14 protein-coding genes are annotated in these 18071 nt (G+C 34.5%); all 14 read right to left on the bottom strand.

The window, feature by feature from the left end; genetic code table 11:
• Positions 1-30 precede the first annotated feature (30 nt).
• Positions 31-1245: a chorismate synthase gene (gene aroC / locus NTZ27_03480; GenBank protein MCX6173798.1), complete on the bottom strand. Its 1215-nt coding sequence runs from the start codon at positions 1243-1245 to the stop codon at positions 31-33.
• A gap of 85 nt (positions 1246-1330) precedes the next feature.
• Positions 1331-2830, bottom strand: a complete 1500-nt coding sequence (locus NTZ27_03485; protein ID MCX6173799.1) for a Do family serine endopeptidase — start codon at positions 2828-2830, stop codon at positions 1331-1333.
• 21 nt (positions 2831-2851) lie between these two features.
• Positions 2852-3589, bottom strand: a complete 738-nt coding sequence (gene recO, locus NTZ27_03490) for a DNA repair protein RecO (GenBank protein MCX6173800.1) — start codon at positions 3587-3589, stop codon at positions 2852-2854.
• A complete protein-coding gene (mtnA, locus tag NTZ27_03495; protein MCX6173801.1) occupies positions 3582-4595 on the bottom strand; it encodes an S-methyl-5-thioribose-1-phosphate isomerase in 1014 nt (337 codons plus the stop codon). The genes recO and mtnA overlap by 8 nt, the downstream gene beginning before the upstream one ends.
• Position 4596: 1 nt before the next feature.
• The gene (locus NTZ27_03500; protein ID MCX6173802.1) at positions 4597-5505 is read right to left on the bottom strand and encodes a PfkB family carbohydrate kinase; all 909 of its coding nucleotides are present in this window, start codon (positions 5503-5505) and stop codon (positions 4597-4599) included.
• A 71-nt stretch (positions 5506-5576) separates the two neighbouring features.
• Entirely contained in the window at positions 5577-6035 is a 459-nt protein-coding gene (locus NTZ27_03505; GenBank protein ID MCX6173803.1) for an NUDIX pyrophosphatase, read from the bottom strand.
• A gap of 46 nt (positions 6036-6081) precedes the next feature.
• Positions 6082-9540, bottom strand: a complete 3459-nt coding sequence (locus NTZ27_03510) for a hypothetical protein (protein ID MCX6173804.1) — start codon at positions 9538-9540, stop codon at positions 6082-6084.
• 70 nt (positions 9541-9610) lie between these two features.
• Positions 9611-10837 carry an ABC transporter permease gene (locus NTZ27_03515; protein MCX6173805.1) on the bottom strand — a complete coding sequence of 409 codons (1227 nt, stop codon included), beginning with the start codon at positions 10835-10837 and terminating at the stop codon, positions 9611-9613.
• Positions 10838-10842: 5 nt separating this feature from the next.
• A complete protein-coding gene (locus NTZ27_03520; protein MCX6173806.1) occupies positions 10843-12024 on the bottom strand; it encodes an ABC transporter permease in 1182 nt (393 codons plus the stop codon).
• 151 nt (positions 12025-12175) lie between these two features.
• Entirely contained in the window at positions 12176-13408 is a 1233-nt protein-coding gene (locus NTZ27_03525) for an ABC transporter permease (GenBank protein MCX6173807.1), read from the bottom strand.
• Entirely contained in the window at positions 13408-14646 is a 1239-nt protein-coding gene (locus NTZ27_03530; protein ID MCX6173808.1) for an ABC transporter permease, read from the bottom strand. The genes NTZ27_03525 and NTZ27_03530 overlap by 1 nt, the downstream gene beginning before the upstream one ends.
• Positions 14647-14656: 10 nt before the next feature.
• Entirely contained in the window at positions 14657-15373 is a 717-nt protein-coding gene (locus NTZ27_03535) for an ABC transporter ATP-binding protein (protein MCX6173809.1), read from the bottom strand.
• A 29-nt stretch (positions 15374-15402) separates the two neighbouring features.
• Positions 15403-16680, bottom strand: coding sequence for an efflux RND transporter periplasmic adaptor subunit (locus NTZ27_03540; GenBank protein ID MCX6173810.1), 1278 nt, complete (start codon positions 16678-16680; stop codon positions 15403-15405).
• A 24-nt stretch (positions 16681-16704) separates the two neighbouring features.
• The gene (locus NTZ27_03545; protein MCX6173811.1) at positions 16705-18051 is read right to left on the bottom strand and encodes a TolC family protein; all 1347 of its coding nucleotides are present in this window, start codon (positions 18049-18051) and stop codon (positions 16705-16707) included.
• Positions 18052-18071: the final 20 nt, after the last annotated feature.

Here is an 18071-nt window from a genome sequence, read left to right on the forward strand (position 1 = left end):
TCCTTTTACAATCGTAATAATATTGAATCGCTAATTCCTTGTAAAATTTTTCTTGGTTCTGCTATATAGTTTTTCTGTATAATTCTTATAGTTATCCTTAACATCTTCTATCGAGTCGCCGCTGAATTTTTGTAAGAAGAAGTTCGCAATTGTCCAAGCAACCATTGATTCAGCAATAACTGCACAAGCAGGAACAGCAACAAAATCACTTCTCTCTCTTCGTGATTCTATTTTTTTCATTGTTGATAGATCAATTGTCTCCAAAGGATTCATCAAAGTAGAAATCGGTTTCATTGCACCGCGGATTATTATCGGCATTCCGGTAGATATACTTCCCTCAATTCCACCAGCGCGATTAGTTCTTCTCGTAAACTGTTTTCCACTTAAAGTAATCTCATCATGAACTTCTGAACCAAATCGTAGTGCTGATTCAAAACCTAATCCAATTTCAACTCCCTTCACTGCTTGAATTGACATTATTGATCTGGATAACTCCGCATCAAGACGTGAATCGTAATCAACAAAACTTCCAAGTCCAACAGGGACACCTGTTGCAACTACAAAAAAAGTCCCTCCGAGTGTGTCTCCTCTTTTCTTAGCCAGCTTAATTTTATTTATGATCTTCTTTTCCTGTAGAGGATCTAAAACTCGTACACTGCTTTTATCGGATTGACGATTAATTTGCTCTGCACTAAGTGAGTCTACTTCTTTACCATCAAAATATTTATTTGCAAAATCTCCTTTTGAAAATATACCGCCGATGTTTTCAACATAACTTCCGACTTCAATTCCAAATTGACTTAACAATCTACGTGCAATAGAACAAGCCGCAACTCTTGCGGCAGTTTCTCTTGCGCTTGATCTTTCAATGGAATTCCTTATATCATCATAATTATACTTAAGAGTTCCTACCAGATCTGCGTGACCTGGGCGAGGAATAATAATCTTTTCAGTATCATTATTATTTTTTGCAACACTCATTATGTCGGTCCAATTTTCCCAATCTTTATTTTTAATAAACATAGAGATTGGAGAACCAAGCGTTTTATTAAAACGCACTCCGGAAATAATCTCCGCAGTATCAGATTCAATTTTCATACGAAGACCGCGTCCATAACCTGCCTGTCTTCTTTTTAATTGTTCGTTGATATATTCTTCAGAGATATTAAGATTGGAAGGAAATCCTGAAACAACAGAAATTAATCCTTTACCATGGGATTCACCTGTAGTAACAAATTTTATCATAATAGTCTTCTTTGAAGTGTTATGTGCAAATATAAAAAAAGCGCTCATCATTCGAGCGCTTTTATTTTAGAAGATATTATTTTATTTATTTTGGAATATCAATTCCGACTAAACGTGAATTGCCTTTACCATCAACAACTTTCAGAAGAATTGCATCTCCTTTCTTGTTATCATAAATTGCTTTTAATTCTGAGACTGAATTCATTTCTTTTTTATCTGCTGAAATTATTACGGCACCAGCAGCCAATCCTTGATTAAATGCTTTTCCATAATTTTTAACACTAGTTATCAATAAACCGTTTTTAACATTATATTCTTCACGTTCATCACCGGTTAAATTTCTAACAGTAAGACCGATATTATCAAATGACATTTCTTTTGCATCAACATCTTTTCCTTTATTGAGTTTATTTGATGCAGTAACGGCCTTCGATTCATCACCATCGCGTGCTTTCAAAGTAACATCCCGCTCGATCTGCTTTCCATCACGGAAAATTATTAACTTAACAACAGTTCCTGCTCTCTTAGAAGCAACATAAGATTGCAGTTCGTTTGCTTGGTTAGTTTCTTTTTGATCAACCTTAAGAATTATATCGCCTTCTTTAATATCAGCTTTAGATGCAGAACCGCCTTCAACAATATCTTGCACAAGAACACCGCGTGGTTCACCCAAGCCGACAGCTTTAGCTGTAGCTGCGTCAACTTCAGAGATTTGTACGCCAATATATCCGCGGCTTACTTTTCCATTTGCGATTAGATCATTTGCAACTGACTTAGCAAGGTTAATTGGAATTGCAAATCCATAACCAATATATGTCTGAGAATATCCGTTAGTAGCAATAGCAGAATTTATTCCAACTACAGCACCATTTAAATCAACTAAAGCTCCTCCGCTGTTACCCGGATTAATAGCGGCATCGGTTTGTATATAATCTTCAACTGCATATCTGTCTTGATTAATATTTATGTTTCTACTTTTTGCACTTATAATTCCGGCAGTTACTGTTGAAGCTAAAGAAAGCGGATTTCCAATAGCCATAACCCATTGTCCGACTTTTATTTTATCAGAGTCGCCTAAATAAGCAGTCGGTAAACTTTTTGCATCAACTTTAATAATTGCTAAATCTGTTAAAGGATCTGTACCTATTACAGTTGCATCCAATACTCTTTTATCATGAAATGTAACTGTAACTTGTTTAGCTTCATCAACAACATGATTGTTGGTCAAGATATATCCGTCATCCGATATAATTATACCGCTACCCCCGCCCTGTTGTTCTTGCGGTTGATTGTTATCTCCAAATGGTAATTGAAAAAAGAAATGTGGATTGTTTTGATCTTTTTTAACTGAAGAGACAACAGTTATTTGAACGATAGATGGAGTAACTTTTTCTGCCACTTGGATAAAAGCATTATTGAATGCTGAAGCATCTGCATTTAATTGTTCAACCGGCGGTTTATCCGCGCCGATTTTTACATCGCCATAACTTGGTCGGACCCAGCCGAATCCGGATACAAGTACGGCACCGAAAACAATGCCGATAATAATAAGTGAGGCAGTGCCTATTAGATTTTTCTTACGCATATATATTTTTCCTCCTAATATTTAATTCAGATTAAAAGTTTTCAATCCTTTGAATTCATGTAATTGGTACATTAAAAATTTTTCAAGCATTCTCATAATTAGATCAAGATCTTTTTCTGAATATTTAATGTTATTTCTTTTGCTGTTTAGACAAGTTAGTAATTCAAAAAGTTCCTCAGTAAAATTAAAATTTGTTAATCTATCTATACGGCATTCTGTACATATTAGCCCGGTTTCGTAATTGTAAGATGCCTGGTCGCCTAAATTAATTTTCTTCCCGCATACATTACAATGCTCTATCTGGAATTCATAGCCGATTTCCTTTAAGAAAAAGAAAAAATATTTAATAAATAAGTACTGTGGATTTTCATCTATGCTATCCATTAATGTTAGAATACGGACGGTTCCATCGAAGAGTTTAATGTTGTGTTCATTCTCGGATGTCATAGTTGTGAGAAGTTCGATTATAGCTGTTGCATATTTTAATTTTTGAAAATCATCTTTTATATGAGAATAATGTTTGATTAGATCAACTTCGCTGATAAGCTGAACTTCTCTTGCATCTTTTTTATAGAGAATAAGCTGCAGCAGATTAATCGTATCAACCATAGAACCGATTTTAGATTTTGAAGAACGCGCTCCTTTAATTATTCCCGATATTTTCCCAAAGTCTTTTGTGTAAAATAGTGCGATGCGACTGCTGTCACCAAAATTTATTTTACGTAGTACAATTGCTTCTGTTTTAATTATATCAGACATTTTTAAATTCAAACGGTGGATAGTGAATGGATCTTTCCGTGATGATTGCAGTGATCAATTTGTTTGGTGTAATATCAAAAGCAGGAGTGTAAGCCGGATAATCTTCCTTAGTAATTTGCTTCTCATTAAAGTAACTCAGTTCATTTTTGTTTCGTAATTCTATTTTGATCTCATCACCGCTTTTACAATCCTTATCTATAGTAGTCGTTGGTGCTGCAATAAAGAAAGGAATTTTATGATAGTAGCATAGCACAGCAAGATTATACGTCCCGATTTTGTTAGCTGAATCTCCGTTAACGGCAATTCTATCTGCGCCAACAATAACCAGATCAACTTTATTTTGCTGCATAAGAAAAGCTGAAGTTGAATCTGTATTAATTGAGAATGGAATTCCAAGTTTATTTAATTCCCAAGCAGTCAAACGAGATCCTTGTAAAAGCGGACGAGTTTCATCAACATGAACGTGTTCTATTAACCCATTTTCAAACGCTTTGCGAATTACATTAAGCGCAGTACCGTCTCCCCCTGTAGCTAATGCACCAGTGTTGCAATGAGTTAGCACTCTGCTTTTTTTAGTAAAGATTCCCAATCCATTATTTGCAATTCCTTCACACAAATCAATATCATTTTTGTGAATAGAAACAGCTTTTGAAATCAGTCGGTTATAAAGATCATCTTCATTCTTTTTTTCATCAAATACTTTTTTAATTTCATTAAGAGCAAAAAAAAGATTTACTGCTGTTGGTCGTGTAGAAGCTAATCTATGATATGCCTTTTCAAAAACAGTAAAATATTTTTCTTTAGGAATTTTCTTTAGGGAAAGTGCTAATCCATAAGCGGCTGCAACTCCAATTGCCGGCGCACCGCGTACTTCCAACCGCTCTATTGCTGTAGCAATTCTTTCGTAATCGTCGGTAATGATAAATTCTTCAAACAGAGGAAGTTTTGTTTGATTTATGATGTGAAGTTGTTCATTCTTAAATTCAACCGCTCGTTGTGTTTTCATTTTAGCTAAAACTTGATAACTCTCTAAATTCAATAAAGCGATTTCTAATTTCTAATGGACTTAGATTTTCCAAACCTTTTGTGCTAAATTTTTCAACACAGAAGGATGCCATTATACTTCCATATACAACAGCACGTTTTAAGTTATCAAAAGAAAAATCTCTGTTCTTATGAAGATAACCTGTAAATCCACCCGCAAAAGCATCGCCTGCACCGGTTGGATCGAAAATATTTTCCATCGGATACGCTGGTGCTGAGAAAACAGTTTCTGCTCCAAACAGAAGCGCTCCATGTTCCCCTTTTTTTATAATTAAATACTCTGGACCCATCTTAAAAATTTTGTGAGCGGCTTTTATCAAATTTGGTTCATTTGAAAGAAGTCTCGCTTCCGAATCATTGATGATTAAAACATTAACGCGTTTTAGTACTTTAAGTAAATCTTCTTTCGCACCGTTGATCCAAAAATTCATTGTATCACAAACAACAAACTTTGGATTTTGTAATTGATCTAAAACACTTAGTTGAAGTTTTGGTGCAATATTACCAAGAATTGCATAACTGCTCTTCTTGCTTTTATCAGGTAATTGAGGATTAAATTTTTCAAAAACATTTAGGTGAGTAAAAAGTGAATCACGAACATTTAGATCGTAATGATATTTACATCCGTAACGAAAAGTTTTAGCTCCTTCAACAATTTCCAATCCTTCAAGATCTACATTATGGTCTTCCAGCATTTTCATATGTTCTTTCGGAAAATCATCGCCGACTATACCAACTATTTCAATTGGTCCCGTAAAATAACTTGCTGCAAGTGCTATATAAGTTGTTGAACCGCCAAGTGCATTTTGTACTTTATCAAAAGGGGTTTCGATATCATCTAGCCCAATTGAACCAACTATTAATAGTCCCAATGTTTCCTCAAGTGATTGTTTGAATTTTTCCGTCAGAAATATAAAGAATTAGATACGATTTATTCGAATTACTAAAGATGAATTTCTACAAACTTTAGAAAACTTTGCTGGTTCGTAAAATACTCATAGATTATTTCAACAGATTTTCTCTGACCGGGCCATGCAAGTAGTTTTATTGCTTCTTCTTTTATTACCCATTTATATTCTGAATGTTCTTCAGATATCATTACTTTTTGGTTCTTATCAACTAAAACTGCAAAAACCGGTATCATAATAATTACATCTTGTTCCGGAGAATAGAACGAGTTAATATTTGGAACAACCCAGAATTTTATTGGAGTTAAACCTGTCTCTTCTTTAATTTCTCTTATAGCTGTTTGGTGTGCGCTTTCACTTTCGATTGAACCGGTTACCATTTGCCAAACATCGGCGTATTTTTCATTCGAAGCTCTTTTCAAAAGTAAAAACTCTAAATCATTTCCAATCTTTCGAAAAATATGTGCTTCTACTAAAGTTGATGATACATTCATAATTATCTTTCGTTTTTGCTAAAAGCTAACCGCTAATAGCTAAATGCTAAAAATATGCTCTCGCTTCTGCACGCATTGTTTGAATCACTCTGCTGCTGCCCTGAAGTCTTGCATCATAACTCAATGATGTTTGAATAAAGCCGGACAAACGATAATCGAAAAAGACTCTCCAAAAATAATTCTTTCCGATTACATTTCCCCGAGTTATCTCATAAGGAATATTAAAATTATTTGAAGAAGAAGTAAGTTCGGTTCGTTCTGCTTCAATTCGCAATCGTCCTATGTTTTCAAATGAAAAATTTACACGCAGCGTAACCGAATTTTGATCTACAATTGTAGGAGTTTTGGTAAAATCATCTTGGCTTTTTCCGGTCGCAATCTTAAAACCAACTTCAATATCTCTGACGGGTCTGTATGAAAAGTCCGAAGTAAGATCATTTCGTGTAACTGTTCTTGCACGGTTTGATGTAGGAGGAGAAATTAAATTATCGGTTTGATTGATGAACTCGGTTAGATTATTAATTTCTTCAACCATTCTAAATCTAATTCTCAATCCTCTTTCACAAAAGTATCCGCGTTCGACTCCTCCGCTAAATTGATTAAGTGATTTTCTTTGAAGATATCTCAACCGAAAAGATAATTCACTGCTGTTTTGAAAAAGATTTATATCATGCTGAAAAAGTTGTGTACCGCGAATGGTGGTTGAATCATTTAAGAAGTGTGAAAGATTCAGCAGATATATTTTTTTTGTATCAGGTTCTTTACTATTCTCCTCTATCCGCCATGATGTTTCGGTTGCAATTGGTTTCAATACGTTTGCTAAGAAAGTATTATCAGTAAACATGCGTGAAAAATCAATTCGTAAACGAGTGTTTGCTTTTAAATCCATTACCGGAAATAATTTATCCGTTGGAATTGTAACTAAAATAAAATCACCTTCGTAAGATGTAATTTGAAATTCATTTTCATCAGGTATGCCGTTATTATTAAGATCACCAAGATAAATGTAGTTACCTGTTCCTTTGGGTACACGTAAAAATACTTTTTCAAACTTAGCCGATTGTTCCGTAGCTGCTTGATAATAAATATCACCCTGAACTGAGCCGTTCCATAGATTCAGTCTGCTCTGTGAAAGCAGTAACACTGTTTCGTTATCAGAAAATCCTTGTCTTCTAAAATCTTCCGTGTATTTTTTATTTCTGAATGTAACTGAAAGCGATGTTGAAAATTCTTTTAATCCTTTGTAATTCAACTGATAATTCTGAGCAACAGCATTCGATTGTTTGATCATATTCCCTAATAATGGGAAGGATTCTTCGCGAAATGAATAACTAATTCTTCCATCGAACCCGGATATTCCAGTCATTTCTATTGTTGGTGCTATTTCTGAATATTTTAGACTTGTTATAAGGAGACTATCTTTGCCAGAATTTGTTTCCTTTTTGTCTTCAGCTAAAAAATCAATTCCCGTTTTGAAATCACCAAAAGAATAGAATGCTTTTCCGTTTTGCCTTAACCAACTGGAATTAATTGTGTTGTTCTTTGAATTAACATAATCTAGATCATAATTAAGTTCATACAATTTCGGTTCTGATATTTTTAATCCGGAAAATATTCTATCTGAGGAGAATTGATCTCCCTGCTTAAGAAAACCATACTTTGTGTTCAGAGAAATATTTTTTGAGGGCAAATAATTTAAAACTGCCTCCCTTAGTGTTTGATCCTGTAATAACTGAGAAGGAAGATTATAGTTGCGGTTAAATTCTACATCATCAATTCTATCAAGAGATGTAAACCTGCTCTGAATAAATCTATCCTTAAAACTTAGTCCAACTTTTCCCAAAGATAAATTTCCGATCGTCACTTCTCTTGGGATTACGTCTAACAAAATTTTTCTGGCGTAACCGTAATTATCGTTATCATCAATTGCCGAAAACTTATTTTTATCCCAACTACTTCCAGAAAGATCTAAATCAATCTTTATACCTTCCAAAATATTTGCTGATAATGAAATATTACCGAGTTGTTTTAATTGCGGTAGAGGTAGAAATATTATCGGCAAGTAAGAACCGCCGTTCTTACCGACGAATTTATAATTTCCTAAACTTTCTTTTATGTAATCTCCGCTTCCATCACCAACATAAGTGAACGACACATTATAGATAGAAGAAATATTTCCCGGTGCATATTTGTAATACGAAAACTGCTGCGATGAAATTACAGTATCTACTTTCGAATAAACTCCGTGTACTTTTCCTGTAGAATCCGGTAATGCTAAACTAACTCCGGATCTTGCTGCTTTATAACGATCATTACCGGCAGATCTTAAAATATTTAAATCATCTTCGCTGAATGAAAAATCAATCGGACTGTTTTCATCGTCACCTTCTCTGAAATAACCAATCCCGACTTTCAGTTTATCGTTCAAAAGTTTAGTGGAAAAATCAGCACCAAAAAAATTACGACGGTAATTTTGATCCGTGTATTCAAAATCAACAGAAATTCTGCTAGCTGAAGTAATTAATCGTTTAGGAGTAAAAATTATTTCCGCATTGGAATAATCAATTATGTAATCATTACTTTCGCCGCGCTTAAGCTGTTCACCATCTAAATATATTCGTTCACTTCCACCAATAATTATGATTGCTCTCTCATTGTTAATTCCGCTCAAACGATACGGACCTTGATTTCCATCAGAACCGTTAAAGCGATTTGTATTAAATTTTCCGCGTGAAGCTGCAATAGCCACAGTACCTTTTGTATCCCCAAATAAGAATTCACCTTTTAGTCCTTGAAGTTTTCTAGTTATTTGTGAAAACTCATTGTCTCGAATGTTTAATTCATAATCACCAAATGTACCAACAGCATTCTTATGACGGATCTCAATGAATACTTTATCAAGTTCATCAAGTTTTTCCGTATTGCCTTCAGGTTGAATCGGAGTGTTTTCATCGGTTAACGCTGCAACTAAATCAATTTCATCCGAAAGCTTTCCTGAAAGTTGCAATCGTAATCCACTGTTCAAAGTAAAGTCTCTATTTGTCCCGATTGTAAAACCTCTTACAATTGCGCCGCTCTTCTGCATATTACTGCCAAAAATAGTTTCGCTTGTAAAAGGAATTTCTCTTTTCGCAATACGAATTGTATCTAAGTTTTTATCGTCATAACGAACGGTTAAACTTCTTCGTTTGTATTCTTTATTCAGATTTAGTTTTATGGTTTGATAAGAAATAAAAAGTGTATCGAGTAGAGAGCATTTAGAATTTTCTGTTAGTGAAATTACTCCATTTGAGTAATCAATTTTATATTCTGAAGTTGTTAGTAAACGAGAAGATATTCTAATCTTTTCCGTGGATGGAAGAATATTAAGAGATCGAATTCTGTAAGTATTGTTTATGTTGATAAGAAGAGTATCTTTAGTAAAAACTGATGGAGAAAGTCCTTGCGCTGAAATTTGCGAAGCAAAAAAAGAGATATAGAGTAAAAAGATTAGATTTTTTTTCAAGAGTATGTTTCTATTAATTCTGTAAAATAAATCTAAACCTATACTCCTTCTAATTCAAGATGATTTGGAATTACTCGTAACGGAGAGCTTCAATTGGATCAAGATTGGAAGCCTTCATTGCAGGATAAACACCGAATACTACTCCGACAAATGTTGTTACAAGCACACCAATAATTATCCATTCGACAGGTAAGATAATAGAGACACCTAATTGCAAAGCAACTAAATTCCCGCCAAGAACACCAAAAAATATTCCGATTAAACCGCCGAACCAGCTAAGTGAAACTGCTTCAACTACAAATTGAGTTAGTATTGTTTTCTTTCGTGCGCCGATTGCTTTTCTAATTCCAATTTCGCGCGTCCGCTCTGTTACACTGACAAGCATGATATTCATAATACCTACTCCTGCGGCAAGCAAAGAAATAAAAGCAATGACTGCGGCGCCAAGTTTAAAATATTTTGTCAGATCATTAAACTGTTGTATCAACTGTTCATTTGTAATGAGTTCAAAATCATTTTCCTGTCCGCTCCCAACTTTTCTGATTTTTCGCATCGCTCCAATTACTTCATCCATAGTTGCATCGATTAAATTTTTATTCTGACACATCACAATAATTGAAGCGCTCCTTTCGGTACCAAAACATTTTTCAAATGTTCCTAAAGGGATAGCAACAAAATTATCTTGAGATTGACCAAAAATTGAACCTCGTTTCTCAAAAACACCCGCGACTTCAAAATTGAAATTATCTATTTTGATTTGCTGACCAAGAGGTGAAATATTTTTAAATAGCTTATCAACTATATCTGTCCCGATAACAACTGTAGGTCGAGAATATTCATAATCGGCAGCAGATAAATTTCTTCCTTCACCAATTTTTAACTCTCTGGCAGTGAAGTAATCTTTATTTACACCGGCAACACTAACATTCGGGTTTGTTTTTATATTATTATATTTTATGGTTCTGCCACCAGTGCCGATAGCGATTCCGATAGCAGCCGGAAGTTGTGTCATCCCTTTTAATTTTTCACCTTGATCTATTGTTAAATTTTTACGGTTGTGGTTTCTTCCTCTATCATGCGGACCAAGTTGGATTGCAGGCCATTTTGAAACTATAAAATTATTCGAACCGATTTGATTAAAAATATCTTCAAAGCTTTGTTGAATTGCACTGATTGCCGTCATTACAATAATTATTGAAAACAATCCGACTGCGATTCCAAGCAAAGTTAAAAATGATCTTAGCTTGTTTGCTATGATAGAACTAAATGCGAGTTTAATACTTTCAAAAAAATGCATATCAATTACTCATAACGTAATGAATCAACCGGATTAAGTTTTGAAGCTTTCCAAGCCGGTAAAAATCCGGATATTACACCAACTAATGCAGAAATTAATAACGAAATAAAAACAATATCTAAAGGCATTGTTGTAGGCAAAAATTGATTAATAACTAAACTCAAAGGGAAAGAAATAATTAATCCAATAATTCCGCCCATAATACAAAGTATAGCAGCTTCGGTTAAAAATTGAAAAAGTATAGACCACGTTTTTGCACCGATAGCTTTTCTTATTCCAATTTCTCTTGTCCGTTCAGTTACGGAAACAAACATGATGTTCATAATTCCAATAGCTCCGACAAAAAGCGAAAGAGCTGTAATTACTATTCCGGCTACAGCAACAATTCCAATTGTTTTATCATACATATCTTTTAGTGCTTCTTGTTGATTTATTGCAAAGTCATCAGGTTTATCCAAAGGAACTTTTCTGATGACACGCATGGCAGAAATAATTTCTTCTTTTGCATCTTCAAGTTTTGAAACATCACCAATCTTAATATCAATTCTTAATCTTTGATGCCTGTTGCTAATAACTGTCTCAAAAGTTTTCAAAGGCATAATTACCTGTCCATCCATACTAAAAGCACCCATCATACCGCTGCCTTGTTTTTCCAGAACCCCAATAACTTGCATCGGGACATTATTAATTTTTATGTATTGATTAAGCGGACTTTCCGTAGGGAATAATTCATCCGCAATATCTTTACCAACAACACAAACTCTTCTACCGGCTTTAACATCAAGATCACTTAAAAATCTTCCTTCTGCCGGATTAACATTGCCGGTTTTTTGATAATCTTCTGTGGTACCAAAAACTAAAGTTGCTTGAACAGATTTATCTTTCCTTTTTATTCCAGCACCAAACGTACTTTTACTTGGTGCCATTGCTTCATAATTTTTTAGCACAGAACGAAGTTTTTCATACTGTTCATAAGTAATATCTTTTCTGTTTCTGTACTGACTCCAGTCACCCATTGCAAACCAAGGAAACTTATCTACATAAAGTACATCGCTTCCAAAGGATGATATTGAACTAATGAATGCTTCACGAAGACCAACAATAGCCGTTGACATTGTTGTTACGGCAACAATTCCAATTATGATTCCCAATGTTGTTAATACAGAACGGAGTTTGTTTGCACGCATTGCTCGAAGAGCGATGGACAGGATTTCTTGAAATTCAATAAGGAAAATTCTCATGCCGTTAAAATATTTATTACGGACATTAATATGCAATTTTAAAATCAAAAAAAAAGCAGTCCTACATTTATACTTGACTGCTTTTTGTAAAAAAATCTTATTCGTATCTGAGAGCTTCTATAGGATCAAGATTGGCAGCTTTGTAGGCGGGATAAGTACCAAAAGTTACTCCAATTAACACACAAAGAAATACTCCAATAAGAACCCAATCAATTGGAATTACAGCAGATGCTTTTAATAATGAACCTGCTAAATTTCCGACAGCCACCCCAAGGATAATTCCTATTATACCTCCCATCAAACTTAATGCAACTGATTCGATTAAGAATTGAACTAGTATATTAAACTTTCTTGCACCAATAGCTTTTCTAATTCCAATCTCTCTTGTTCTCTCAGTAACAGATACTAACATAATATTCATAATACCAATACCGGCAGCAAGAAGTGCAATTGCAGCTATAACTATTGAACCGATTCGAACACCATTTGTTATACCATTTATCTGAGTTAAAAGTGATTCATTAGAAAAGAAATCAAAATTATTTTCTTCGCTGGCTTTTAACCCTCTTACAACTCTAAAGTATCCTTCTGCAAATTCTATAACATCATTATAGGATTCTTTATTGTAAGTCATTACTGTAATATTCACACTGTTACTTCGTCTTCCATAATAATTTTGAAACGTTGTAATTGGAACGATCGCAATATTATCCTGACTTTGACCAAATACAGCACCTTGAGATTCAAGAACACCAATTACTGTTAATTTATGTCCATCCAATGTAATAATGTTATCTAAAGCATTTTTATTTGGAAATAATTTCTTAGCAACATCAGATCCTAGAACTATGAAATTTTCATACCGTTGAATGTCGCGGTCGTTAAATGCACGCCCGTCTTCAATATTCCATTTGTTATTTGGAAATGCTTCAATTGTACAACCACATATTTGAATATTAGGATTTGTTTCTACGTTACCAATTTTCATTTGCTTACCGAAGTTCCATTGTTCAGCTCCGACAGATTTAGCTTCGACAAGTTTTTCTTTTAGTCTGTAGTATTCATCCAAAGTGATATCCGGTCTGTTGCGGAACTTAGCTCTTTCTGATGGTCCGCCAGTATTGAATGCCGGGAATTTTTGAATTTGAAAAGTATTTTGCCCTAATTGTGATACTCCTTGTTCAATACTTTTCTGCAAAACTTCAATTATGGTACTGATTGCTATAATTGAAAATATTCCGACTACAATTCCAAGAATAGTTAAAGAAGAACGTAATCTATTTGTACGAAGTGAATTTAAAGAGACTTTTACTACTTCAATAATTTTCATTACTCATACCTCAAAGCTTCTACCGGATCTAATTTTGCAGCCATATAAGCCGGTGCAAAACCGGAAAGTATTCCTGTGATTATCGAAATTACGATTGCAAGAATAAACGCATCCGCTTGAATTGATGTAGGAAGAAATTGATTAATAACTAAACTCAGTATTATTGCTATTACCAGTCCTATCATACCTCCTATCAAACATATAATTGCAGCTTCCGTAATGAACTGACCAAGGATAGTTCTTCTTTTAGCGCCAATAGCTTTTCTAATTCCTATCTCCCGGGTTCTTTCTTTAACAGAAACAAACATGATATTCATAATTCCTATTGCACCAACAAATAAAGATAAACCGGTAATGAAGAAACCCGCAATCTGAATTACTCCAATTGTTTGATTGATAGTTTTTAATAACGCTTCTTGTTGATTGATAGAAAAATCATTTATCTCGTTATACTTTAATCCGCGGACTCTTCTCATAATTCCAACAGCTTCTTCTTTAACAGCTTCAACCATGGCACTATTTTCGGCGCGCACGTTGAAAGTAACACTTCTTAAATTTTCATTCTGGAAATACTTAAATACATTTTGTATTGGAAGAAAAGCTTGGTTATCAGGATTAAAATTTCCCATAACCCAACTTCCTTGTTCAGAAAGAACTCCAACAATTTTAAATTTATGTCCTTTGATTTTGACAAACTGATCTAACGCCCCGCCTCTGGGGAAAAGTTTTTTTGCAACTTCACTTCCAAGAACAACAACTTCTCTTCCACCGTTGCTTTCTATTTCATTAAAAAATCTTCCTTCACTAAAAGATAGATTTGTTGTTTTGATGTAATCTTCATTTGTACCTTGAAGGATAATAAACTCAACACTTCTCTCTCTGTATTTAACTGTTTGATTACTCCATACAGTTGGGGCTGTGGCTATTGGTAATTTAGCTAAGTCTTTATACTTTTTATATTCATCTAAAGAAAGATTACGTCGGTTTCTCATTTCCCACCAAGGAATATCATTGCTGAACCATTGCCATTTATCAATGTATAAATTATCCGAACCGAGAGAAGCAACTCCCTTCTGAAAGGCATTGTCAATTCCTTTAATTGCGGTTGACATGATAACAACTGAAGCAATTCCTATTACAATTCCGAGTGTAGTTAAGACAGCACGAACTTTATTGGCGCGGATAGCACGTAAAGAAATTGCCAAACCTTCTTTCAGTTCAAATAAAAAGTTGTTCATTTATATTCCTTTATACCTTTGAGAAACCGTTTTTCTTCGGTACAAATCTCTTTGTTACTATTTCGTCTTTTTCAATTAGTCCATCTCTTAATCGGATGATTCTTGCGGCATGTTCTGCAATATATTCTTCGTGAGTCACTAGAATTATTGTGTTTCCTAATTCATAGATATCGTTGAAAAGTGCCATGATGTCTTCGCCGGTTTTAGTATCGAGATTTCCGGTTGGTTCATCTGCAAGAATAATTGAAGGTTTTGTGACTAATGCGCGAGCAATCGAAACACGTTGTCTTTGTCCACCTGAAAGTTCATTGGGTTTGTGATGAATACGGTCGGATAAGCCTACTTGCTCTAGTGCAAGCCGTGCACGTTCTTTCCTTTCGGATGATGAAACTCCAGCATAGATTAAAGGAAGTTCAACGTTGTGTAAGGCATCCGATCTTGCTAATAAATTGAATGTTTGAAATACAAACCCAATCTCTTTGTTTCTGATTGCAGCGAGTTCATTATCATTCATCTGACTAACATTATTCCCTTTGAAATCATAAATACCTTTTGTGGGAGTATCCAAGCAGCCAAGCATATTCATTAAAGTTGACTTACCGGAACCCGACGGACCCATGATCGCAACGTATTCATTTTTATTTATCTTCAGCGAAACATCTCTAAGCGCATGTACTTCTTCACTACCCACCTGATATATTTTAGCTATGTGTTCAATATTTATAATATTCATTTTTGTTCCGTTCTTTAGTTGAATTACTTTTTCTCGGTTCCTTTACGCTTAGCTTGCATAGATACTTTTGAGCCATCTTCTAATTCTTTTGATATAGCACGATAAGGACCGCTGACAACTTCTTCGTCTTCTTTTAATCCGCTTAGAATCTCGATATAAGTATCGTCACTAATTCCTGTTTTAACTTCAATCATCTTTGTTTTATTTTCTTTAATTACAAAAACAACTTCTTTAGGTTTATTGCTTCTGTCTTTTTTAGCTTTTACTTCGTTTTCAGGTTGCACTCCCTGTGGTGTGCTTGTAATCGGTTTATCAATTCTTGCAGTAACACTTTGTATCGGCACTGTTAATACATTTTGCTTTTTCTCTGTTTCAATATCAGCATCGCAAGACATTCCGGGTCTAATACTGTTTCCTGCATTTACAATAAGCACCTTTACTTCAAAGTTTACAACTTCATCCTGAGTTCCAAGACCTTTTGTTACAGCACTGTTTCCAATTTGAGTAACTACTCCTTTGAAGGTTTTATCGGAGAATGCATCAACATGTACTTTTGCTGTATCACCAACTGAAATTAAGACAACATCATTTTCATCTACATTAACAGTAGCTTCCATTTTGCTTAGATCTGCTACGGTTAGCATTTCAGTTCCTGGACTGAAACCGCTTCCTAAAACTCTTTCGCTCAGATCAATATTTCGTTTGCTTATCGTTCCATTCATAGGAGAATAAACAATCGTTTTATTAAGATTTGTAATAGCGTCTTTCAAAGAAGCTTCTGCTTGAGTTACACCGGATTTTGAAGATTCGTAATTACTAAGTGTTTGCAGATAAGTTGATTTAGCAGCTTCGAGTTCAGAATCGCTTGCCAATTTTTTCTGAGCTAAACCTTGAATTCGTTTATAATCGGATTCAACTTTATCAAGCTGTGCTTTTGTAGAACTCAATGATGACTTGGCTTGATCAAGCCGAGCCGCAGCCATGTTACGTTGGGCTTCATAATTATCAGGCTTTATTCTTAAAAGTAACTGCCCCTTTCTAACAACGTCTCCTTCTCTCACAGCCAGATCAACAATTTCTCCGGTTGCCTCGGCACTAATCTTAACTTGATAGACAGGATTTATTTTGCCGGTTGCAGAAACAACTTGAGTTACATTTCTCTTTTCCACTTTTTCAGTTTGGACTGTTACGATATCTTCTTTATTACCGCTGAAGACAACAAGCAAGAGTATAACAAGAAGAAGAAGTCCCAATCCTCCAAATATAAAAAGTTTCTTTTTTGATTTTTTCCCGTTAGCCATTGTAATTAACTCCTTAATATAAATTTATTCATATTTTGAAAATTCTAATCTACCGATAGCATTGTTTAGCTTATCGTGCTGGCGATAGAAATCATAACCAGCATTAATTTTATTTCGCAGTGCATCTTGATAATCTCTGCTTGCTTGTAGAACATCAAGTATAGTAGCTGAACCAAGGTTATATCTTTCTTGATTAATTTTTCTAGTCTCTTCAGCAGCAAAAACGCTCTTAGAAGCAACGTCTAAACTTTTTTTAGCCGCAACTAAATCTAAATATGTTTGTTTGATTTCGATTTTAATTTGTCTCTCTAATGCAAGAAGATCTTCTTGAGCATTTAAAGCGTTAACCTTTGCAAATTGTATTTGGCTTTCAATCCCGAAATTTGAAAAGATAGGAACATTTAGCGAAAGACTTACAGACAGCTGTTTTCTGTTAAAGAGATCGCCGGTAGTAATTGCACTGGTGCCGTAAGAATAATTACCACTTAAGGATGGGAATATTCCGCTCTTAGCAATTGTAACTCCGCTTTCTGCTGCACTTAGATTTAACTGTGAACTTTTATAATCAAAACGATTATCCAAAGCTGCATTTACCATAGCTTGTATATCTTCAAAATCTTTCATGTAGGAATCAGTATCTAAAGTTTTTTTGGCAACAAAAGGATCTACAAGTGAGTAATCCTCGAGAACATTTAATGAAAGATAATTTAACAGTGCTGCTTTAGAAGATTCATAATTGTTCTGAGTTTGAATAAGTAATAGTTCTGCACTTCCCAACTGAACTTGGGCCGAATAAACATCCGCAAGTGTAATAGATCCTAAACGATTTCTTTCTTGAACTGTCTCGTAAAATTTTTGGAAATACTTAACATTTTCTTCACGAACATTCATAAGTTCTTCTGCATTTAGCACAACGTAAAAATAATCTGTTGTGGTAAATACAATGTTCTGTTTTAGTTTTGAAATATTATACTCGCTTGCTTTCACATTATCTTTTCTTTCAGAAATTGTAGCGTAGTTTGCAAGACCATCAAAAAGTGTAACACTACCACCAACACCAACACTGTAACTTCTATTTTCGGCAATTGATGCAGGAATATCAGTTGTGTTTCCGAAGAAATCTCTCTGGACTCCACCTTTGTCATCTGTTCTTTGCCAGTTCCAGCTAGCAGAAGCTCCAAGACTTGGTAATAATGAACCATACGCATTCTTTAATTGAGATTCACTAGATAAAAGATTGTTCTTAGACTTAATTAGCAAAGTATTTTTTTGAAGAGCAATTGAAATTGCTTCATCTAGAGTTAGCTTTTTCTGAGCATATACCGGTAATGCTAACAACAAAACAATAAATAAAATTAAATATCTTTTCATTAGTCTCTCCTTTTGAGAAC

Source organism: Ignavibacteriales bacterium, from assembly GCA_026390775.1.
Classification (GTDB): domain Bacteria; phylum Bacteroidota; class Ignavibacteria; order Ignavibacteriales; family Melioribacteraceae; genus Fen-1258.